Below are 19,023 nucleotides of genomic sequence, written 5' to 3'. Positions count from 1 at the left end.
CCCCGTTGCTCTCGGTTCAGCAGTCGTACGGACGGTCGGCGCGGGCGGCGGCCAGGGTGCGGGCCCACCAGTTCAGCTGGCGCACCATCTCGGCGAGGGCGGCTTCGACCGGCGCGGGGTCGCGTAGCTCGCCGTCGTCGTCGAACGCGTCGTGCACGTTCGGGATCAGGACGCTGGTGCGCATGGTGGGGACGTGCAGTTCGGCGAAGACGTTCCGTAGCTGTTCCACCGCGCGCAGACCGCCGGAGGCGCCGCCGTAGGAGACGAAGCCGAGGGGCTTGGCCCGCCACTGTTCGTACGGTGTGTCGACGGCCGTCTTCAGGGGGCCGGGATAGCCGTGGTTGTACTCGGGCGTGACGACGACGAAGGCGTCGGCCTGTTCGACACGTTTGGTGAACCGCTCGGCGTCTCCACCACCGGCCAGATCGTCGGGGAGGTTGAGTTCGGCGAGGTCGACGTGGTCCACGACGGCGTCGGTGTGCCGGTCGAGGTGGCGCAGGAACCACCGTGCCACCGTCGGGCCGATCCGGTCGGCGCGGACGCTGGCGGTGATGACGGCGAGGGAGTAGGGGTCACGCATCGAGATCTCCTGTCGACGGTCGGAGTCCCAGGTCCGGGGCGGTGCGGCGGTCCTCGCCGGGCAGGGAGAGGGTGGCGACGAGTGCTCGGATCTCCGGCGGGTTCAGGGCGAGACCGAATTCGGTGCCGAGCACGGCGCCGTACTCCTCGTCGGACAGCGACCGGGCGCGGGTCGTGGCGCCGGGGCGTTCCTCGCTGTAGTCGCGGCCGATGAGCCGCCGGACCGCCCTGTCGTCCTTGCGCACGACGACGCACTGCTGGGTGAATGGCGAGTGGGTGCTGGTGGCGGTGTTGTGGTTGGCGACCTCGACGTCGACCGGGTACTGCGGTTCCTCGGTGAAGGTCAGCAGCGTGGTCCAGGTGTCGGTGGTCCGCTCCCGCAGCCGCCAGGCACCGTCCGCGCCGCGCCGGAGCTGGTACTCCCACGCACCTTGGCGTTGCGGGGCACCTTCGACCAGCGGCAGCGGTTCGAGCAGGCCGGAGCCGAAGCCCACGTCGGCCAGCCACACCTGGTCGCCGTCGTCGACCCGCAGGACCAGGTGCGAGCGCGGACGCGGCTGGTCGGCCGGGTCGCCGGTGCGGGCGAGCAGTCGGTCCACCCGATACCCGAGATGCTGGAGTACCGCTCCGAAGAGCACCCCGTGCTCGTAGCAGTACCCGCCGCGGCCGGCGTGGACGAGCTTGTCCTGCACCCGCGGCAGGTCCACCTCGACGCCCCGGCCGAGCATCACGTCCAGGTTCTCGAACGTGATCGCGGCGATGTGGGCCCGGTGCAGGGTCCGCAGGGTTGTGCCGTCCGGTGTGATCGGCCCCCGATGGTCGACCCGACGCAGGTACGCGTCGAGATCGAGGGTGTCGATCCGCCACCAGGTCGTGGGACCGATGTCTTCCAGCGGGGGAGCCTGTCGAAGGGTCATCTCACGTTCCTCCGTGAAGTCGGTGACTCGGAACGGGGCCGGTGCTGGAGCGGGCGACGAGTTCGATCGGCAGGGTCACGCGATCCGGCGTGTTGTCAGGGTCGAGCAACATGCGCGCCATCAGCCGACCCTTCTCGTGGATGGGCTGACGGATGGTGGTCAACCCGGTCGAGGCCGCCAGAGGGACGTCGTCGAAGCCCGTGATCGAAAGCTCGTGTCCGACGCGGAGACCCTGGGCGGTGGCGACCTCGACGGCGGTGGCGGCGAGCACGTCGCTGTCCGCGGCGATCGCCGTCGGGCGGTCGGGGGCCGCGAGGATCGCTGTCGCCGCGATGCGCCCGGCGGCGTCGGCGTTGCGTCCTCCACTCACGACGGGCACCCGGGACCCGGCGGGCAGCGCCTCGCGGATGCCGGCGAGCCGGTGCCGTGAGTACGGGTGGAGGGCTGCCTCTTCCGCGGGCGGGATGGGGCAGCCGGGTTCGCGTGGGGAGGAGACGACGACCGCGACCTCGCGGTGGCCGAGGTCGGCGAGGTGGCGTCCGATCTCCCGACCCGCCTGCCGATCGTCGATCAGCACGCAGCGACCTGCCGCCGTGTCGGAGGAGCGGACCAGGGGAAGCGAACGGTCGGACAGGGCGCGGACGGCCGGATGGTCGTCGGTGAGCCCGTCGGCCACCGCACCGTCGATGACCGCCCGATGCACGGCGTCGAGTGACTCGCGTACCTCCACGTCGCTGAGCCCCGCGATGACCGGCGCGAACGGGATGAGCACCAGACTGGTACGGCTGTGCGCCAGGGTCTCGGCGAGTCCGCCGAGCAGGGCGAGGACGTAGGGATCGCTGAAGGCGTACGTCAACTCGGTCGTGAAGATGACACCGATGGCATTGGCCCGCCCGGTCCGCAACGACCGCGCCGCGGCGTCCGGTCCGGGGTAACCGAGCTCGCGTGCCACCGCCAGGATCCGCGACCGCATCTCACCGGACAACCGGTCCGGACGGTTGAAGGCGTACGACACCGTCGCCGTCGAGACCCCGGCCGCCTCGGCGACAGAACGCAGGGTTGTCCGGTTACCCATGACCCTCCTCATGTTAATCGTTTAACATGATGCATTGTGGAGGATCAGTCGTCAAGAACGGAGATGCGCACCGGGGAGCAGGCGATCGGTGCGGAGTCCGACCTGTGTCACGTCGGGCACTGGCTCGCGGAGGTGCAGGAAGCCACCTTTCGCCGCGCCCGGCCCGCCACGGAGGGCGCCTACCCGCCAGAGAACCGGATGAGCGGTCCGCAACTGGTCGCCCAGCTCACCAGCGGTCGCTACGGCGTGCTCGCCACCAGCCGGACCGACGGTCGTCCGCACGCCGTACCCACCGGGCTCGTCCTGCACCACCGGTCGGTGTGGCTGCCGGTCACCGGCGGCGCTGTTCGTCTCGCCAACGTGGCCGCACATCCCTGGGCGTCCGTGGTCATGATCGAAGGCGACGGGCCGACCCATGCGTTGGTGATCCTCGAAGGGCCCGCCGTCGTCGACCGACCCGACCAAGGGGTGCTGCGGACCGCGCGGCAGGAGATGTCCTGGGCGTCCTCGTGGATCCGACTGTCGCCGGAGAAGGTCTTCAGTTACGCGGGCTCGGCGCTGCGGTCGGCCTGACCTTGGCTCGGAGCTTCGGCGATCATCAGACCCAGCTTGACCACGACCTCCCGGCCGCCGGCGCGCGCCGCCGACCGAACGGTGCGACGGTATCGCTGCTCAGCGCGGTGGCATCGACGACGCCAACTGCGCCGAGGCCGTCATCCGGCACCGACTCGACGTCGGCGCGTCGCACGCGGATCAGACCGGACTGCGCACCCGCCAGACCAGGCCCCGGGGTTGCAGGCCGCGAAGCGGTCAGGAATCCATTGTCGCCGCACTAGGCGGGGCGGGCGCCGACGGCGTCGCGGATCTGGGCGCCCTGGTCGCCCTCCTCGGCGCGGGCGCAGTGTCCGCAGCAGAAGAAGCGCCCGGACACCTCGACGCCGTGACCGACGATCTTGATCTGGCAGTGCTCGCAGACGGGTGCCATCTTGTGGATCGCGCACTCGAAGGAGTCGAAGGTGTGCACGTCCCCGCTCACCGTGTGCACCTCGAAGGCCATCCAGTAGTCGTTGCCGCAGACCTCGCAGGTCGCCATCACAAACCCCCCGAAAGTGACAATTGGGTATAGCTTCCGGCGATGGACGGGTTTCGGTGCCCGAACCGGGAATCTGGTGCGGTTTTGCGGCGAGTCGTCCTCGGCGTGTCGGGCGTTGGACCGGGTGCAGGTCTCGACCCCGGAGGAAATCGTGATCAAGCGGAACAAGCTCTTCGGCAACCAGACCCGGGTGACCTTCTGCCTTCCCCGGAACACCCCGCCCGGCGCGGTGAGCGTCGTCGGTTGCTTCAACGACTGGGAGCCGGGCCGGCACGAACTCGTCGCCCGCCGGGACGGCACCCGCACCGTCACGGTCAGATTGGGGCCGGGGGAGTACCGGTTCCGCTACCTCGCCACCGGCGGCCTCTGGCTGGACGACGACGCCGCCGACCGGGTGGACGAGAAGGGCAGCCTCCTGGTGCTCTGAGGTGCCACCCTCATCGACAAGAGTCTTTACTGTTAACAAGGTTTAAATTAACTTGGTGGTAGTCATCCCTGCAGCACCACGTGCGAAGGAGTTGCCACCATGCGTCGAAGAATGACCCTCCCGCTGCTCGCGACGGGCGCGGTCCTCGCCTCACTCGCGGTCGCCGCACCCGCCCAGGCCCACGGGTACGTGTCCGGCCCGCCCAGCCGGCAGGCCCTCTGCGCGCAGGGCCGGGTCGCCGACTGCGGCCAGATCAGATGGGAACCGCAGAGCGTCGAAGGCCCCAAGGGCCTGCGCAGCTGCCACGCCGGCATCAGCCACTTCGCCGTCCTCAACGACGACAGCCGCGGCTGGCCCGCCACCAGCGTCGGCAGCTCGGTCACCTTCACCTGGACCAACACCGCCCGCCACGCCACCAGCAACTGGGAGTACTTCATCGGCAACACCCGGGTCGCGGTGTTCAACGGCGGGGGCCAGCAGCCGGGTGCGTCCGTGTCGCACACGGTGAACCTCGGCGGGTACGCCGGCCGGCAGAAGGTCCTCGCGGTGTGGAACATCGCCGACACCGGCAACGCCTTCTACTCCTGCGTGGACCTCCAGGTCGGCGGTGGCGGCGGCCCCGCGCCGACCACCCCGCCACCGAGCAGCCCCAGCCCGACGCCGACCGCCGCACCCACCACCGCGCCGCCACCCGCCCCGGGTGGCACGTGGACGGCGGGCCGCGCCTACCAGGTCGGTGACCAGGTCACCTTCGGCGGGTCGAGCTACCGGTGCCGCCAGGCGCACACCGCGATCGCCGGGTGGGAGCCGCCGTACACCCCGGCGCTCTGGACCCAGGTCTGACCGCAGGAGGGTGCGGCCCGTACCCAGAGCGCGCCGCACCCGCCGACCGCCGATCGGAGGCTCGCCGATGACCCGCCGTGTCGCGTACGTCCTGCTCGTCGTCCTGCTCTTCGCCGCCGGTTGCGCCGGCGGCGACGGTGACCCCGGGCCCACCCCCGCCGCGACCCCGGTCGGTCTCCAAGGGGTCGACGCGCCGTTCCTCCAGGCGTTCGTGGCGCACAGCGAGCGCACCCTGGAGCTGACCCGCGCGGTCGCCGGCCGGGTCACCGATCCGCAGCTCCGGACGCTCGTCGCGGCCGTCGAGGCCACCGAGACCGACGAGCTGCGCACCGCGCGCACCTGGCTGCGCGATGCCGGCCGGCCCACCGCCGGGGGCCGGCACGACCACGCCGGGCACGCCGACGCCGACGACCTGGAGCGGCTGCGCCGGGCCGGGCCCGCCGAGGTCGACCCCACCCTCGGTACGCTGCTGACCGCGCACCAGCGGGCGGCGGCGGACCTCGCCCGGGCCCACCTCGCCGTCGGGGGCAGCGCGCCCGTGCGGGAGCTGGCCGAACGGGTGGCCCGGTCCCGGGACGCCCAGGTCGACCTGATCGCGACCCTGCCGGCCGCCCGGTGACCGCGCCCCCCGGGTCGGCCACAGCCGGTCGAACCCGGTCAGGCGGCGCGTGGCTCCAGCCGGATGGAGACCGAGTTGACGCAGTGCCGGGTGTCCTTCGGGGTGAAGCCCTCGCCGTGGAAGACGTGCCCCAGGTGGCTGTCGCACCGGGCGCAGCGGATCTCGGTGCGGCTCATCCCGAGGCTGCGGTCTTCGATCTCCTTGACCCGACCCGGGATGGCGTCGTCGAAGCTCGGCCACCCGCAGTGCGAGTCGAACTTCGTGTCGCTGGAGAACAGCTCCAGGCCACAGGCCCGGCAGTGGTAGACCCCGGGTGTCTTGGTCTCCACGTACTCGCCGGTCCACGGGCGCTCGGTGCCGGCCTCGCGCAGCACCCGGAACTCCTCGGGGCTGAGCCGGACCCGCCACTCTTCCTCGGTGCGGGGCAGTTCGCTGTCGTCAAGACTCACCCCCCAACGGTACGTCGGACGTCGCACCCGTCGCATATGGTCGCGCAATGGGTGGCACGAAGAGCGCGGCCGAGGAGATCGAGGTGGCCGGACACCCGGTCCGGTTGACCAGTCCCGATCGGGTGATCTTTCCGGCGCGCGGCTACACGAAGGCCGACGTCTTCCACTACTACCTGGCGGTGGAGGACGGGATCATGCGCGCCCTGCGCGACCGGCCCACCACCCTCCAGCGCTTCCCGGACGGGATCGAGGGGGAGGCGTTCTACCAGAAGCGGGTGCCCAGCCGAGGGGTGCCGCCGTGGATCGACACCGCGCGGATCACCTTCCCCAGCGGCCGGCCGGCCGACGAGCTTTGCCCGACCGACCTGGCCCACGTGGCCTGGGCGGCGCAGATGGGCACCGTCGTGTTCCACCCGTGGCCGGTGCGTGCCGCCGACGCCGACCAGCCCGACGAGCTGCGGGTCGACCTCGACCCGCAGCCCGGCACCGACTTCGCCGACGCCGCCACCGCCGCGACCGAGCTGCGCGGCATCCTCGACGAGCTGGGCGTGCCGGGCTGGCCCAAGACCTCCGGCGGGCGGGGTGTCCACGTCTACCTGCGCATCGCGCCCCGGTGGACGTTCACCGAGGTCCGCCGGGCCACCATCGCGCTGGCCCGGGAGCTGGAGCGACGCCGGCCCGAGCTGGTCACCACCGCCTGGTGGAAGGAGGAGCGCGGCAGCCGGGTCTTCGTCGACTACAACCAGATGGCCCGGGACCGGACGATCGCCTGCGCCTACTCGCTGCGCGCCAACGCCCGAGCCACCGTGTCCACCCCGGTCACCTGGGACGAGCTGCCCGACGTCGACCCGGACGACTTCGACCTGCGCAGCGTCCCGGCCCGGCTGGCCGAGCGCGGCGACCCGCACGCCGGCATCGACGACACCGGGTGGGACATCACCCCGCTGCTGGAGTGGGCCGACCGGGACGCCGCCGCCGGACAGGGCGACCTGCCGTACCCGCCGGACCACCCGAAAATGCCCGGCGAGCCCAAGCGGGTGCAGCCGTCCCGAGATCGAGACCTGAACAGGGGAACCACCGACTGAGCGGCGAACCCGTCGGCGAGCACCACGCCAGGCACGACCCCGACGTCCTGCGGCCGATCGAGCTCGCCGCGGCAGGTCAGCACTCCTCCGGTAGTTGACGCATGGTGCTCAGCGGGGAGAAGAGAACCCAGAGCACCCCGAGCAGGGCACCGAGGGTGGCGATCCAGAGGGCGGGCCGTACCCCGATCGCGGCGCCGAGCGCCCCGCCGATCAGGGCGCCGACGGGCCGGATGCCGTAGTTGACGGTGCGTTTGAAACCTGAGACCAGGGCGAGCATCGTCTCCGGTGTGGCCGCGATCTGCACCGATCCGGCGGCGATGTCGAGGACCATGACGCCCAGCGCGGAGACGAACTCGGCGGTGATCAGCAGCCCGAGCACCAGCGGCCGCGGCCCACCGGCCAGCGGCACGAGGATCAGTGGGGCCGGGAAGACGACGAGGCCAAGGATCACCGCGGGACCGATCCCGATCCGGCGACTGATCGGGCCGGTGACGGCTGCGCCGAGCAGTCCGCCCAACGCGCCGGCCCCGATGATCAGTCCCAACAGGCCGGGGGAGACGTCCAGCTCGGTGGTCACGTACAGCACGAAGAGCGCGGCGAACATGTAGTTGAACAGGTTGAGCGTGGTGGTTCCGAGCAGGATCGCCCGTAGCACCGCAGAGTGGGCCACGTACCGTACGCCGGCAGCCATGCCCAGGCCGGGGCCGGTCTGTACGGGACGCTCGGTGACCCTCGTCCGGGCCAGGAAGACAGCCGACGTCAGGTAGGTGAGCACGTCGGCGACCAGTGCGACCGGGGCGGTGAGCACCTGTACGAGTACGCCGCCGATGCTCGGGCCGGCCACGTACGACATGGCTCTGCTGCCGTTGATCAGACTACTGGCGTCCACGTAGTCGGGTCGCCGGACCAGGGCGGCGAACAGACTGCTGTGCGCCACCTCGAAGAACACCGACAGAGTCCCGATCAGGAAGGCCACGACACAGAGCAGCGGCAAGGTCAGCGCATCCGCCCACCACAGCAGCGGCACGGCCAGCAGAAGGCCCGCCCGGCCGAGATCGGCGACGATCATCACGTGGCGTCGGTGCGGGTACCGGTCCACCCAGGCGCCGGCCGGCAGGGAGAAGAGCAGATTCGGTAGCAGCGCGGTGGCTGTCAGGTAGCCCATCTCGGCGGGCCCGGCGCCGATCGCGAGCACGGCCAGCAGCGGCACGGCGAGCACGGTGATCTGGTCGCCGAAGAGCGAGACGGTCTGCGCGGACCAGTAGCGGCGGAAGGCCGTCTGCTGCAGCAGTCGCGGGATGCGCGGCCGGCGCGGCGGTGCCGGATGGGCCAGGACGAGGGGTTCAGTCACGGTCCGTCTCCGCTCACTGATCCTCAGGGGGTACGGGCCCACGCGGCACCGCCATCTGGATGATCTGCACCGGGCGAGACCCGGGCGGTCGTCTCGCCGGGTCGGTGATCCGTTCGTCGTACCGGGCCAGCAGGGCGTCGACCTCCTCGGTGAGCTCGCGCAGCTCGGTGGCGGTGACGTGCAGCAGCGCGTCACCGAATCCCGCGGCGGCCCGCCATTCGACCGGCTCGTCGCCGCGGACCGCGAGGTAGTCCTGCGCGCGTTGCACGAAGAGAGTGAGCATCACGCTGTTGAGCTGGTCTGTGGCGGCCTTCATGGCGGGGTCGTCGGAGTCGTCGTCCCAGGACGTGTATTGGGTGGTGGCCCGCCAGGGTCGTTCCCGCGCGTCGGCCCCGGGGACGCGTTCGGCAAACCCGTACTTGGCGAGCTGGCGCAGGTGGAACGAGCAGTTCGGCACGTTGTCGTCGAGCCGGGCTGCGGCCTGGGTCGCGGTCATCGGGCCGTCGCTGCGCAGCAGGCCGATCAGTCGCATTCGCAGCGGATGCGCGTACGCCCGCAGGGTGCGTGGGTCGGTGAGCTTCGTCGAACGCTCAGGTGCCTCTTCGGTCACATGCTAGAGATTACTTTAGAAAGATATCTCTAGCAATCGCCGCCCGTTCGACATCCAGGTAGCGGCACCTTGTCCGAGCCGGTCGCCCTCGGCCCGCGGGTTCGGCAACGGGTTCGGAGCCGGGCACACTGGCCACCATGACCTCCCAGAGCGGCGTGATCCGGCGACTGGTCGGCGTCTACCACGCCGACGGCGGCCTGCGGGGCGAGCTGGCGTACGTCGTCGGCAAGGTCCGGGGCACCGCCGAGTGCGCGCTGTGCGACATCACCCACGGCGCGCTCGGCCGCAAGCGCGAGTGGCGGCACCTCGTTCCCGAACTGGGCGTACCGGTCGACCTGGTGCACCTCAACGAGCGCAGCCCGGAGATCCGCGCGGCCAGCGAGGGGCGTACGCCGTGCGTGCTGGCGGTGACCGACGACGGCCCGGTGTCGTTGCTCGGCCCGGCCGACCTCGCCGCGCTGGACGGCAGCGTCGACCGCTTCGCCGAACGGCTGGCCGCCGCCGTCGAGGCCACCGGCCTGCACTGGGAACGCCCACCCACCCCAACCCCGCGTCGATCATGAGGTTGAAGGGTGCGTTGATCTTCAATCCGCCCGTCAACCTCATGATCGGCAGTGGCTGGCCGGGGTTGGGCGGGGATTCGAGTTACAGGGCGAGTTTCATGCCCTCGTGGCTGGCGACGAAGCCCAGGCCGAGATAGAAACGGTGCGCGTCGAGGCGGGACTTGTCGGTGGTCAGCTGCACCAGCCGGCAGCCCCGCTCCCGGGCCCGGTCGACCGCCCACCCGATCATCTCCCGGCCCAGCCCCCGACCGCGCTGGTCGGACCGGACCCGGACCGCCTCGATCAACTGCCGCTCGGCGCCGTGCCGGCTCAACCCCGGGATGTACGTCAGCTGCATGCACCCGACCACCTCACCGTCGGCGTCGGCCACCACCAGGTGGTTGCGCGGGTCGGCGGTGATGTCGGCGAACGCCCTCTCGTACCCGTCGTCGACCTCGCCGACGTCTCGGCTGCGCCCCAGCGCGTCGTCGGCCAGCAGGTCGAGCACGGCGGGCAGGTCGGCCCGGACCGCCGTCCGGAAGATCACATCGCTCATGACCGTGAGCCTGGCACAGCGACACCGGCGGATGTCCGGGCGGCGGTTGCGGTCACCGGGCAGCATGGGGCCCCATGGACCTCCTGCTGCGGCCGTTCCGGTGGATCTACCGGGGGCTGGTGTGGTTCGCGAACTCGCCGCGCACCCTGATCATGTCGTACCTGTTGATGATCGTCGTGGCCGGCATCATCTACGGCCAGGTGGAGAACCGCAGCCCCGCGGACGCGGTGTGGTGGGCGGTGGTGACCGCGTCCACGGTCGGCTACGGCGACATCTCGCCGACCACCTGGGCCGGCCGGACGCTGGCCGCGCTGCTCATCTCGACCATGGTGCTGCTGGTCATCCCGCTGATCACCGCGCACTTCGCCAGCCGGCTCATCGTCGACGACGACGCCTTCGAGCACGAGGAGCAGGAACAGCTGAAGGCCGACGTCCGCCGGATGCGGGCCCTGCTGGAGGAGATCGCCCGGCGCAACGACATCGAGCTGCCGGAGCTGCCGCCGGAGCCCCCGGTCAGCGGGCCGGGCAGCGCAGCCCCGCTCTGGGAACGGTCAACCCGATCAGGTAGGCGTCGACCGCTGACGTGATGCAGGGCGTCTGCGGGTAGGCGGTGTGCCCCTCGCCGTCCCAGGTGAGCACCCGGCCCACCCCGAGCATGTCGGCCAGGGCGGGGGTCTGCTCGTAGGGCGTGGCCGGGTCGCCGGTGGTGCCGACCACGAGGATCGGCGGTGCCCCGTCGGCCCGCCCGGTCGGGTACGGGTCCCGCCCGCCCGGCCACTCGGTGCAGGACAGCATGCCCACGGCCAGCGCGGGACCGAACAGCGGGTACGCCGTGCGCCACCGTGACTGGAGCTGGCGGATCTGCTCCCGGCTGGGCTTCTCCTCCTCGTCGGCGCAGTTCACCGCGAGATTGGCGTCGAAGAGGTTCGAGTAGCTGCCGTCCGGCTCGCGCCCGGCGTACGCGTCGGCGAGGCGGAACACCTCGGTCGCGTCGCCGCCCTCCAGTTGGTCGATGGCCTGGCCCAGTTCCTGCCACCCCGACTCGGTGTAGAGGGAGGAGATCACCGCGTAGAAGACCCAGCCCGGGGTGGCCTCCCGCCCGTCGTCGCCCTTGACCGGGGACACCCGGGCCTTGTCGATCGCCGACGTCACCGCCGCCCGGGCGTCCGGTGCGATCGGGCAGCGACCGGCGTTGGCCGCGCACCACCGGGTGAAGTTGGTGAACGCCCGCTCGAAGCCCTTCGCCTGGCTCTCCGAGGAGGCGACGAGACCCTGCCGCGGGTCGACCGCGCCGTCCAGCACCAGCGCCCGCACCCGCTGCGGGTAGAGCTGCGCGTAGGTGGCGCCGAGCAACGTGCCGTACGAGTAGCCGAGGTAGGTGAGCTTGTCGTCGCCGACCGCGGCCCGCACCGCGTCCATGTCCCGGGCGGCCTGCTCGGTGGCGTAGAGCGGGAGTTGGTCGCCGTACTTGTCGCCGCAGCCGCGACCGATCCGCTGGGCCAGCGCGACGAACCCGTCGAACGACTGCTGGCTCTCCGGGTCGGGGTCGTAGCCGAAGCTCGCGTCGAGGTCGGCGTCCGGGATGCACTTCACCGGGCTGGACCGGGCCACCCCGCGCGGGTCGAAGCCGACGATGTCGAAACGTTCGGTGATCGAGGCGGGCAGCCCGCCGAACGTCGGACCGAAGGACAGGTAGACCGCGGTGTCCACGCCCGACCCACCGGGGCCACCCGGGTTGATGACCAACGACCCGATCCGGTCGCGCTGCTTGGTCGAGCGCGCCCGCAGCAGGGCGATCTCGAAGGTCTCGCCGGCGCCCGGACCGGCGGTGGCGCCGGTGCCGGTGCCCCAGTCGCGTGGCACCTCGATCCGGGCGCACTCGTAGCGCATGTCCGGTGCGCTGCGCCCGACCAGTTCCTGCGGCACCTCCGGGCAGGCCCGCCAGGTCGGCGCGGAGCCCGGCGCGGCGGCCTCGGCGTCGACGTCGCCGCTCGGCGCGAACGCCGGCAGCGTGCAGCCGGCGGTGAGCAGCGCGGCGGCGGTCAGCACGGCGAGGGCGGGGCGGAAGCGGCGGAGCCGGTCGATGGTGCGGGTCACGGGCAAGCCTCCCTGGTCGGGTCGAGCGCCAGGCTACGCGGTCCGGTCGGTGTCCCGACGTCAAGCGGTCCGGTCGGTGTCCCGACGTCAAGCGGTCCGGTCGGTGTCCCGACGTCAAGCGGAGCCGGCCGGCGACCCCACGGTCACCGTCGGGTCGCCGCGCAGCACCTGGTCCACGTCGAACCGGACCGGGCGGTCGAGCTGGTCGTAGCGGCAGGAGCGGGGATCACGGTCGGGCCGCCACCGGACGAAGCGGGCGGTGTGCCGGAACCGCTCGCCCTCCATCGCGTCGTAGCCCACCTCGACCACCAGCTCGGGACGCAGCGGCTCCCATTCCAGGTTCTTCGTGCCGGTCCACCGGCTGACCCCGCCCGGGATGCGCTGGCCGCGCTCGTGGTCGCCGTGCACCCACGGGTGCTCCCCGGCGAGGTCCCGGTAGGGGGCCAGCTCCTCCAGCAGCTCCGCCCGTCGAGCCATGGTGAACGACGCGCTGACCCCGACGTGGTGCAGCACCCCGCCGTCGTCGTAGAGACCGAGCAGCAGCGAGCCGACCACCGGGCCGGACTTGTGCCACCGGAAGCCGGCCACCACCACGTCGGCGGTGCGGGCGTGCTTGACCTTGAACATCAGCCGCTTGCCCGGCTCGTAGGGCAGGTCGGCGGGCTTGGCGATGAGACCGTCCAGGCCGGCGCCCTCGAAGACGTCGAACCAGCGGTGCGCGGTCTCCGGGTCGGTGGTGACCTGGGTGACGTGCACCGGTGGGCGCACCCCGGCCAGGGCCGCCTCCAACCGGGCCCGCCGCTGCGGGTAGGGCAGCTCCAGCAGCGCCTCGTCGCCGAGGGCCAGCAGGTCGAAGGCGACGAAGTCGGCCGGGGTCGTCTCGGCCAGCAGCTTCACCCGGGAGGCGGCCGGGTGGATGCGCTGGGCGAGCAGCTCGAAGTCGAGCCGGGGCTGGCCGTCCGGGGAGTCCCGGCGGATCACGATCAGCTCGCCGTCGACCGCGCAGCGCTCCGGAAGCTGGCGTCGGGCCTGCTCGACCACCTCGGGGAAGTAGCGCGTCATCAGCTTGCCGCCCCGGCTGGCCAGCTCGACGGAGTCGCCGTCGCGGAACACGATGCACCGGAAGCCGTCCCACTTCGGCTCGTAGGTCATCCCCGGGGCGGTGGGGACCTTCGGCACGCTCTTGGCCAGCATCGGCTCGACCGGGGGGTTGATCGGCAGCTCCACGGCGACCAGTCAATCAGACGGCACCGACAGACGTGAGGCGGATCACGTCGACCCGCCGGGCGCGGTGTCCCGCGGTGTCCCGCCTGGTGCTCCCGGTCCGGATCGAATAACAGCAGGTCAGAGCTACTTTCACGGGGTGTCGGAGTGGGTCTGCGGGTGCTGCGGGCGGTGGCGGGTGAGCGTCGAGCTGATCCGGGGACGCCACCGCTACCGGCTGGTACACCGCTACCCCCGGGCGCACGGCGGCGGCAAGAACGTGCTCGGCGAGGTCGGCTCGGTCGCCGAGCTGGCCGAACTGCTGCGCACGCGTACCCCGCTGGAGCTGGCCGACCTGCGCGAGGCCGCCTGACCGGCACCCGCCCGACCCGCGCGGGGGCCGGACCGCCCGGACGGCGGATGCCGTCGTCACGATCCGGACGGCAACCTCGTCGGTACGCCGGCGGCGCCACCTCGGCGTCGCCGGACCACACGGGAGGAAGCATGCGGTTCGAGGCCGACACCGAGGTCGACGCCGACCCCGCCCGGGTCTGGGCGGTGCTCGTGGACGTCGAAGGGTGGCCGGACTGGACGCCCTCGGTGCGCCGGGTGCACCGACCCGAACCGGGCCCCCTCACGGTCGGCGCGACCGCGCTGGTCGAGCAGCCGAAACTGCGTCCGGCCCGGTGGCGGGTCACCGAGCTGACCGACGGCCGCTCCTTCACCTGGGTCTCCACCGCGCCCGGGGTACGCAGTCGGGGCGAGCACCGGGTGGTGCCGCTGCCGGACGGGCGCACCCGGGTGGAGCTGGCGATCGACCAGGCCGGCCCGCTCGCCGGACCGGTCGGCTGGCTCTACGGCGACCTGGTGCGCCGCTACCTGCGGCAGGAACTGGACGGCCTGCGCCGACGCTGCGAACAGGGCTGAGGACCGCGCGGGTCAGGCACCGGAGCGGACGGCGCTGACCGACGGCTTCTCCAGCAGCGCCAGCCGGACGCCGTTCGGGTCGTCCCGGTGCCCGACCAACCGGTAGCCGTGCCGCTGGTAGAGCCGGAGGTTCTGGTCACTGCCCGCACCGGTGAACAGCGCGAACCGGTCCGCCCGGGCGGCGTGCATCGCCTCGATCGCGCGCAGCAGCCGCCCACCGATGCCACGGCCCTGCTGGTCCGGTGCGACGGCGAGGCGGCCGACGTGCGCGACACCGGCCTCCACGTGGGCCCGCACCGAGCCGACCAGCCGGGGACCGATCCGGGCGGTCAGCACCGTGCGCGCCCCGGCCAGCACCGCTCGGACCTCCTCCAACGTCTCGGTCAGTGGCGGCAGGAACGGGTCGCCGTACCGCTGTGCCTCGGTGAGGTAGGCCGCGCGCTGCACGGTGAGGATCTCCCCGGCGTCCCGAAGGGTGGCCGGCGCGATCAACGGAGGGGTCGTCACGTGGCTCAGCCAACCACAGGCACCCGGCGACCCGCCGCCCCCGCCCGTAGGCTGGACGGTGATCGTCGATCCGAAGGGGGCCGGAGTGCCGGACCTGACCTACCCGCACGTCGGCGCCACCCGCGCCGGGGACCTGCCGGCCGGCTGGCGGCACGTGCGACACCGGGTCCGCCTGCCCGACGGCGCGTTCGAGGCGGCCGGCCAGGCCGTGCTCACCTGGCGGCTGCACCGGGCCGCCGGCATCGGCATCGACGCCACCGCCGACCGGGCCGCGCCCGGCGTACGGGTGGTCGCCCGGCTCGGCGTCGGCCCGCTGCGGCTGCCCGCGCCCTGCCAGGTGGTGTGGGCCGTCGACGACGCCACCGGGGCCGGGTTCGGCTACGGCACGCTGCCCGGCCACCCGGCGCGCGGCGAGGAGGCGTTCGTCGTCACCCGGGAGCCGTCCGGCGAGGTCTGGTTCGAGGTCCGCGCGTTCAGCCGCCCCGACCGCTGGATGATGCGCGCCGCCGGGCCGGCCGGAAGGGCCTTCCAGCGGGCGTACGCCTGGTGGCTGGGACGGACCCTGCGGCGGCTCTGCGCCCGACCGCGCTGACCCCGGCGGGCCCGGGGCGCCGCGGCCGGTCAGAACCGGGCGAAGGAGCGGATCGGCGCCCGGGGACCGAACTTCGGCGCCTGGATCCCGGCGGCCGCCAGCAGCCCGCAGACCCGGCCCCGGTGCCCCCGGAACGGCTCCAGCAGGTCCAGCATCCGGGCGTCGTCACCGCGCGCCTCACCGGCGAGGGCCCAGGCCACCGTGTTCGGCACGTGGTAGTCGCCCACGCTGACCGCGTCCGGATCGCCGTACGCGACCCGGACCACCTCGGCAGCCGTCCACGGGCCGATGCCGGCGATCGAGGTCAGCCGGCGGGTCGCCTCGGTGGAGTCGGCGCACCGCTCCAACCGGTCGGCGACGGCGGCGACCCGGCGCAGCGTGTCCGCCCGGCGCTGCTCCACCCCGAACGGATGGAAGACCCAGTACGGCGTGCCGGCCACCGCCGCCGCCTCCGGCGGCAGCAGCAACGGCTGCAACGGGCCGGGTGCCGCCGCGCGGAAGTGCCGGACGGTGGCCGCGTACGCCCGGTAGGCCTCCTTGCCGGTGACCTTCTGCTCGAAGACCGCCCGCAGCAGGCTCCGGAACACCTGGCCGGTGGCCGGCATCCGCATCCCGTGGTGCCGCCGGGCCAGCTCCGCGACCAGGGGATGCGCGGCGGCCAGCTCGGCGAACCCGGTCAGGTCGTCACGCAGGCCGGCGATCGCGTCGGCGGAGTCCACCACCCAGTCGGCGCCCGGCCCGTACCCCTCGGCGAGCAGGTCACCGGCGGACGCGCGCAACGCCAGCGTGGCCGGCCCGGCCGGGGTGCGGGTCGCCCACCAGAAGGTTCCGGCGGCGATCCGGGCGCACGGGTCGTACGGGCTGAAGGTCAGCGACCGCACCGTCGGGCCCAGCCGGTAGCCGGCGGGCGGGCGCAGCACCCGGCGGGCGGCGGGTTCGGTCACGGTCACCCCGCCATGCTAGGTGCAAGGAGGGGCCCCCGGTTAACGCCTGGCGTGGTACCGGGGGCCCTTGTTAACAACCACGGGTCGCGGCGCCGACCCGTCAGACGGGCCGGCGCCACGGGCCGGGCGGGGCGTTGCCGGTACGCCGACCCGGCGGATCCGACGGTGGTCGGCCGCGGGCCCTCCCGGCCGCCGCCGACCACCGGGCCGGGACGAACGGTCAGTACGAGTCGGAGCTGCCTTCGTCGTCGGACGGCGGGGCGACCGGCTTCGGGGTGCCGGTCGGCATGCAGCTCAGGTTCTTCTTGCCGTTCGGGGAGACCACGAACCAGGTGCCACCGACGCCCTGGCCCTTCCACTGGCCGGGCTTCTTGTCGCCGATGTAGCGGTACAGCGGCCAGCCGTCCAGGGTGATCTGCCGGGTGCCGTCCTGCCGGGTGACGGTGCCGACCTTGTCATCGGAGACGCCGTTGAGCTGCGGGTTGCCGTCGGTGAGCGACGGCGGCCAGACCTCGGCGCACTTGTCCACGCAGTTCGACGCCGGCGGGTCGTTGGTGTCCTTGTCGAAGCGGTACAGGATGAAGCCGTCCTGGTCGGTGACCACGCTGCCCATCCGGGCGACCTTCTTGCCGTTGAGTTCCTCGGTGAGCTCGACGTCGGCGGGCACCGGAGCGGCCGTGGACGCCTCGGGCGCCGCCGAGACGTCGGCCTCCGGCGACGCCTCGGCCTCCACCGACGCGGTGGGCTCGGCCGCGGCGACGGCGACCGGCTCGGCCGCGCTCGAGTCCGCCCCGCTGTAACCCGCGGGAGCGCAGGCCGTGAGTGCGACCATCGCGCTCGCGACGACGACGGTCCGCTTCATCTTTGCCACGTGCCCTCCTCATTCGTGTCAGTTCACCGGGTAATACGGGAGGTTCACTGTCAAGGATTAATCGATGACAGTGGTCAATTTCACGCGAACGCGTTGAACCGAACGGTCCGCGAATGCGTGGGTGGGCACGAGCAGGAAACGGAAAACGGTACGACGGATCGGCGCCGGCCATTCTGGCCGACGCCGATCGAATGTCGTACGGATCAGTCCGGCTTGACCGTCACCAGCGGGCTGGCCACCCCGTTCGCGTCCACCGACTGCACCTGGAAGTGCTTGATCTCGCTGGTCGGGGTCGACGTGGCGGCACCCAGGGTCAGTAGGCCGGGGCTCTGGTTGGTGCCGTACCCGCCACCCGGCACCGACCAGGTGGAGATGATCTCGGTGGTGTTGTTCTTCCGCACCACGACGAGCCGGCAGACCCGCGGACCCGGCAGTTTCCCGAGGATGAAGTTGACGCCGGTGCCGAAGTCCTTCGACGCGACGAAGAACGTCGCCTCGACACCGGTGGTGGCGTCGGTTTCGTTGATCTTCTCGCCTTCCGGCTGTGACCCGGGCCCGCCGATGGGTGGATCACCCGGGTCGGCGGGGCGGGACGTGACCGGCGGACCGGACGGCGCGCCGATGCTCGGCTGCGCCTGCACGCCGGGACGGCTGTCCTCGGTGATGGTGGAGAACCCGACGCCGGTCAGGCCGCCGAAGACCACCACCGCGGCGGCCGTGGCGAGCATCTGCCGGAACCGGGTCCGGCGCCGGTGGGCGCGGACCGACACCAGCGTCCGGTCCAGCAGGGCAGGGTTCGTCTGGGTCTGCTCCAGCGCGGTCATCGTCTCGCCGTCGATGTCGGAGAGCATGCCCACCACGGGCACCATCGTCTCCAACTCGGCGGCGCACGCCCAGCAGGTCGCCAGGTGTTCCTCGAATCGTTCCGTGTCGTGCTCGTCCAGCACACCGAGCGCGTACGCGGCGACGTCCATGTGGTCTGCCCGGCTCATTCCGTCACCCCCCTCTCCTGCAGAGCCGTGCGCAGGGCGCGCAGCGCGTAGTAGACCCGTGATTTCGCGGTGCCGAGCGGGAGGCCCAACTCCTCGGCCGCCTCCGGCACCGTCCGGCCCCGGAAGTACGTCGCCACCAGGATCTCCCGGTGCGACTGGCTGAGCTGCCGCAGGGCGTCCGCCACCGTCATGGTGCGCAACACCCGGTCGGTGCTGTCCGCCTCCGCGAAGGCGGTCAGGTCCCGGTCGTACGTCTCGGCCGGCCGGGCCTGCTCGCTGCGGTGCTCGTCGATGGCGATCCGTCGGGCCACCGTGACCAACCAGGGGCGCAGCGACCCCTGACCCTGCGCGCCCAACCGGTGCGCGTTGCGCCAGGCCCGCAGCAGCGTCTCCTGGACGATGTCCTCGGCGCGTTGTCGGTGGCCCCCGGTGAGCCGCATGACGAACGCCAGCAGCGGACCGGCGTGCTCGGCGTAGAGCAGGCGGATCAACTGGTCGGAGTGGCCGGCCTCGGTGGGCGGCGTCGCCTGGTGGCGTCCGGGTGCGGGGCGGGGCGGCACCGGCCCATTCTGGCCGGGGTCCGGGCGGGAGTCGACCCCGCGAGCAGACGCGCTCGGCCGGGACTGGGAGCGGGCGGACATCCAGCCCGGCCGAACCCTGTCCCCGTGCCAGCCGGCCGCCACCGCATGCATGCAGACCTCCGGGTTTCCGTTCACCTCGGCCGGCCCCCCACGGGCGTGGCCG

The 19,023-nt window shown here is 72.4% G+C and carries 25 protein-coding genes; 10 read left to right on the top strand and 15 right to left on the bottom strand.

Annotated features, from left to right (window positions below; genetic code table 11):
- Positions 1-16 precede the first annotated feature (16 nt).
- From D7223_RS06305 to D7223_RS06295, 3 genes are read right to left on the bottom strand one after another with little or no spacing between them, the layout of a single operon-like run.
- On the bottom strand, positions 17-580 hold the full coding sequence (locus D7223_RS06305) for an NADPH-dependent FMN reductase (protein ID WP_120725990.1): 564 nt from the start codon (positions 578-580) through the stop codon (positions 17-19).
- On the bottom strand, positions 573-1,496 hold the full coding sequence (locus D7223_RS06300; protein ID WP_120725987.1) for an arylamine N-acetyltransferase family protein: 924 nt from the start codon (positions 1,494-1,496) through the stop codon (positions 573-575). The genes D7223_RS06305 and D7223_RS06300 overlap by 8 nt, the downstream gene beginning before the upstream one ends.
- Position 1,497: 1 nt before the next feature.
- Positions 1,498-2,571 carry a LacI family DNA-binding transcriptional regulator gene (locus tag D7223_RS06295; protein WP_158610831.1) on the bottom strand — a complete coding sequence of 358 codons (1,074 nt, stop codon included), beginning with the start codon at positions 2,569-2,571 and terminating at the stop codon, positions 1,498-1,500.
- Positions 2,572-2,634: 63 nt separating this feature from the next.
- Here D7223_RS06295 and D7223_RS06290 point away from each other — a divergent pair, with 63 nt between their 5' ends.
- A complete protein-coding gene (locus D7223_RS06290) occupies positions 2,635-3,144 on the top strand; it encodes a pyridoxamine 5'-phosphate oxidase family protein (protein WP_120725984.1) in 510 nt (169 codons plus the stop codon).
- A gap of 259 nt (positions 3,145-3,403) precedes the next feature.
- Here D7223_RS06290 and D7223_RS06285 read toward each other — a convergent pair whose 3' ends face one another.
- Positions 3,404-3,664 (bottom strand): Prokaryotic metallothionein, encoded by a 261-nt coding sequence (locus D7223_RS06285; RefSeq protein WP_120725981.1) that lies wholly within the window; start codon positions 3,662-3,664, stop codon positions 3,404-3,406.
- Positions 3,665-3,815: 151 nt separating this feature from the next.
- Between D7223_RS06285 and D7223_RS06280 the strand changes: the two genes are divergently transcribed.
- The 3 genes from D7223_RS06280 to D7223_RS06270 all read left to right on the top strand — a co-directional run bounded on the left by D7223_RS06280 (position 3,816) and on the right by D7223_RS06270 (position 5,553).
- Complete coding sequence (locus D7223_RS06280) at positions 3,816-4,091, top strand: isoamylase early set domain-containing protein (RefSeq protein WP_120727029.1); 276 nt, start codon at positions 3,816-3,818, stop codon at positions 4,089-4,091.
- Positions 4,092-4,190: 99 nt separating this feature from the next.
- Positions 4,191-4,934: a lytic polysaccharide monooxygenase gene (locus D7223_RS06275; RefSeq protein ID WP_120725979.1), complete on the top strand. Its 744-nt coding sequence runs from the start codon at positions 4,191-4,193 to the stop codon at positions 4,932-4,934.
- Positions 4,935-5,001: 67 nt separating this feature from the next.
- A complete protein-coding gene (locus D7223_RS06270) occupies positions 5,002-5,553 on the top strand; it encodes a DUF305 domain-containing protein (RefSeq protein ID WP_120725976.1) in 552 nt (183 codons plus the stop codon).
- A 38-nt stretch (positions 5,554-5,591) separates the two neighbouring features.
- On the opposite strand, the gene msrB is transcribed toward D7223_RS06270, so the two are convergent.
- Positions 5,592-6,002, bottom strand: coding sequence for a peptide-methionine (R)-S-oxide reductase MsrB (msrB, locus tag D7223_RS06265; protein WP_120725974.1), 411 nt, complete (start codon positions 6,000-6,002; stop codon positions 5,592-5,594).
- 47 nt (positions 6,003-6,049) lie between these two features.
- On the opposite strand from msrB, the gene ligD reads away from it, so the two are divergent.
- A complete protein-coding gene (ligD, locus tag D7223_RS06260) occupies positions 6,050-7,087 on the top strand; it encodes a non-homologous end-joining DNA ligase (RefSeq protein ID WP_120725972.1) in 1,038 nt (345 codons plus the stop codon).
- Positions 7,088-7,163: 76 nt separating this feature from the next.
- Here the strand turns inward: ligD and D7223_RS06255 are convergent, their stop codons facing one another.
- Complete coding sequence (locus tag D7223_RS06255) at positions 7,164-8,438, bottom strand: MFS transporter (RefSeq protein ID WP_120725970.1); 1,275 nt, start codon at positions 8,436-8,438, stop codon at positions 7,164-7,166.
- Between the two features lie 13 nt (positions 8,439-8,451).
- Positions 8,452-9,048: a winged helix-turn-helix domain-containing protein gene (locus D7223_RS06250; protein WP_120725967.1), complete on the bottom strand. Its 597-nt coding sequence runs from the start codon at positions 9,046-9,048 to the stop codon at positions 8,452-8,454.
- A gap of 137 nt (positions 9,049-9,185) precedes the next feature.
- Here D7223_RS06250 and D7223_RS06245 point away from each other — a divergent pair, with 137 nt between their 5' ends.
- Positions 9,186-9,611 (top strand): hypothetical protein, encoded by a 426-nt coding sequence (locus tag D7223_RS06245; protein WP_120725965.1) that lies wholly within the window; start codon positions 9,186-9,188, stop codon positions 9,609-9,611.
- An 82-nt stretch (positions 9,612-9,693) separates the two neighbouring features.
- Here D7223_RS06245 and D7223_RS06240 read toward each other — a convergent pair whose 3' ends face one another.
- Positions 9,694-10,146 carry a GNAT family N-acetyltransferase gene (locus tag D7223_RS06240; protein WP_120727026.1) on the bottom strand — a complete coding sequence of 151 codons (453 nt, stop codon included), beginning with the start codon at positions 10,144-10,146 and terminating at the stop codon, positions 9,694-9,696.
- A gap of 74 nt (positions 10,147-10,220) precedes the next feature.
- On the opposite strand from D7223_RS06240, the gene D7223_RS06235 reads away from it, so the two are divergent.
- Entirely contained in the window at positions 10,221-10,733 is a 513-nt protein-coding gene (locus D7223_RS06235; RefSeq protein ID WP_120725963.1) for a potassium channel family protein, read from the top strand.
- Here D7223_RS06235 and D7223_RS06230 read toward each other — a convergent pair.
- Both D7223_RS06230 and D7223_RS06225 read right to left on the bottom strand, forming a co-directional pair.
- Positions 10,660-12,243, bottom strand: coding sequence for an alpha/beta hydrolase (locus tag D7223_RS06230; protein WP_120725961.1), 1,584 nt, complete (start codon positions 12,241-12,243; stop codon positions 10,660-10,662). The genes D7223_RS06235 and D7223_RS06230 overlap by 74 nt on opposite strands.
- 114 nt (positions 12,244-12,357) lie before the next feature.
- Entirely contained in the window at positions 12,358-13,470 is a 1,113-nt protein-coding gene (locus D7223_RS06225) for an ATP-dependent DNA ligase (RefSeq protein WP_120725959.1), read from the bottom strand.
- 136 nt (positions 13,471-13,606) lie between these two features.
- Between D7223_RS06225 and D7223_RS06220 the strand changes: the two genes are divergently transcribed.
- Both D7223_RS06220 and D7223_RS06215 read left to right on the top strand, forming a co-directional pair.
- Positions 13,607-13,819, top strand: coding sequence for a hypothetical protein (locus D7223_RS06220; RefSeq protein ID WP_120725957.1), 213 nt, complete (start codon positions 13,607-13,609; stop codon positions 13,817-13,819).
- Between the two features lie 131 nt (positions 13,820-13,950).
- Positions 13,951-14,373, top strand: a complete 423-nt coding sequence (locus tag D7223_RS06215) for an SRPBCC family protein (protein ID WP_120725955.1) — start codon at positions 13,951-13,953, stop codon at positions 14,371-14,373.
- A gap of 12 nt (positions 14,374-14,385) precedes the next feature.
- On the opposite strand, the gene D7223_RS06210 is transcribed toward D7223_RS06215, so the two are convergent.
- Positions 14,386-14,880 carry a GNAT family N-acetyltransferase gene (locus D7223_RS06210; protein WP_120725953.1) on the bottom strand — a complete coding sequence of 165 codons (495 nt, stop codon included), beginning with the start codon at positions 14,878-14,880 and terminating at the stop codon, positions 14,386-14,388.
- 58 nt (positions 14,881-14,938) lie between these two features.
- Here D7223_RS06210 and D7223_RS06205 point away from each other — a divergent pair, with 58 nt between their 5' ends.
- On the top strand, positions 14,939-15,472 hold the full coding sequence (locus D7223_RS06205; RefSeq protein WP_238161688.1) for a DUF1990 family protein: 534 nt from the start codon (positions 14,939-14,941) through the stop codon (positions 15,470-15,472).
- A 29-nt stretch (positions 15,473-15,501) separates the two neighbouring features.
- On the opposite strand, the gene D7223_RS06200 is transcribed toward D7223_RS06205, so the two are convergent.
- The 4 genes from D7223_RS06200 to D7223_RS06185 form a co-directional block, all read right to left on the bottom strand.
- Positions 15,502-16,422 (bottom strand): DNA-3-methyladenine glycosylase family protein, encoded by a 921-nt coding sequence (locus D7223_RS06200; RefSeq protein WP_120725950.1) that lies wholly within the window; start codon positions 16,420-16,422, stop codon positions 15,502-15,504.
- 214 nt (positions 16,423-16,636) lie between these two features.
- Positions 16,637-17,287, bottom strand: coding sequence for a COG4315 family predicted lipoprotein (locus D7223_RS06195; protein WP_120725948.1), 651 nt, complete (start codon positions 17,285-17,287; stop codon positions 16,637-16,639).
- 203 nt (positions 17,288-17,490) lie between these two features.
- Positions 17,491-18,279, bottom strand: a complete 789-nt coding sequence (locus D7223_RS06190) for an anti-sigma factor family protein (protein ID WP_120725946.1) — start codon at positions 18,277-18,279, stop codon at positions 17,491-17,493.
- Positions 18,276-18,971 carry a sigma-70 family RNA polymerase sigma factor gene (locus D7223_RS06185; protein WP_120727022.1) on the bottom strand — a complete coding sequence of 232 codons (696 nt, stop codon included), beginning with the start codon at positions 18,969-18,971 and terminating at the stop codon, positions 18,276-18,278. Before D7223_RS06185 ends, D7223_RS06190 begins: the two co-directional genes overlap by 4 nt.
- Positions 18,972-19,023: the final 52 nt, after the last annotated feature.

It is taken from the genome of Micromonospora endolithica, from assembly GCF_003626595.1.
Lineage (GTDB): Bacteria > Actinomycetota > Actinomycetes > Mycobacteriales > Micromonosporaceae > Micromonospora > Micromonospora endolithica.
This window is presented reverse-complemented; position numbering and strand designations above follow the sequence as displayed.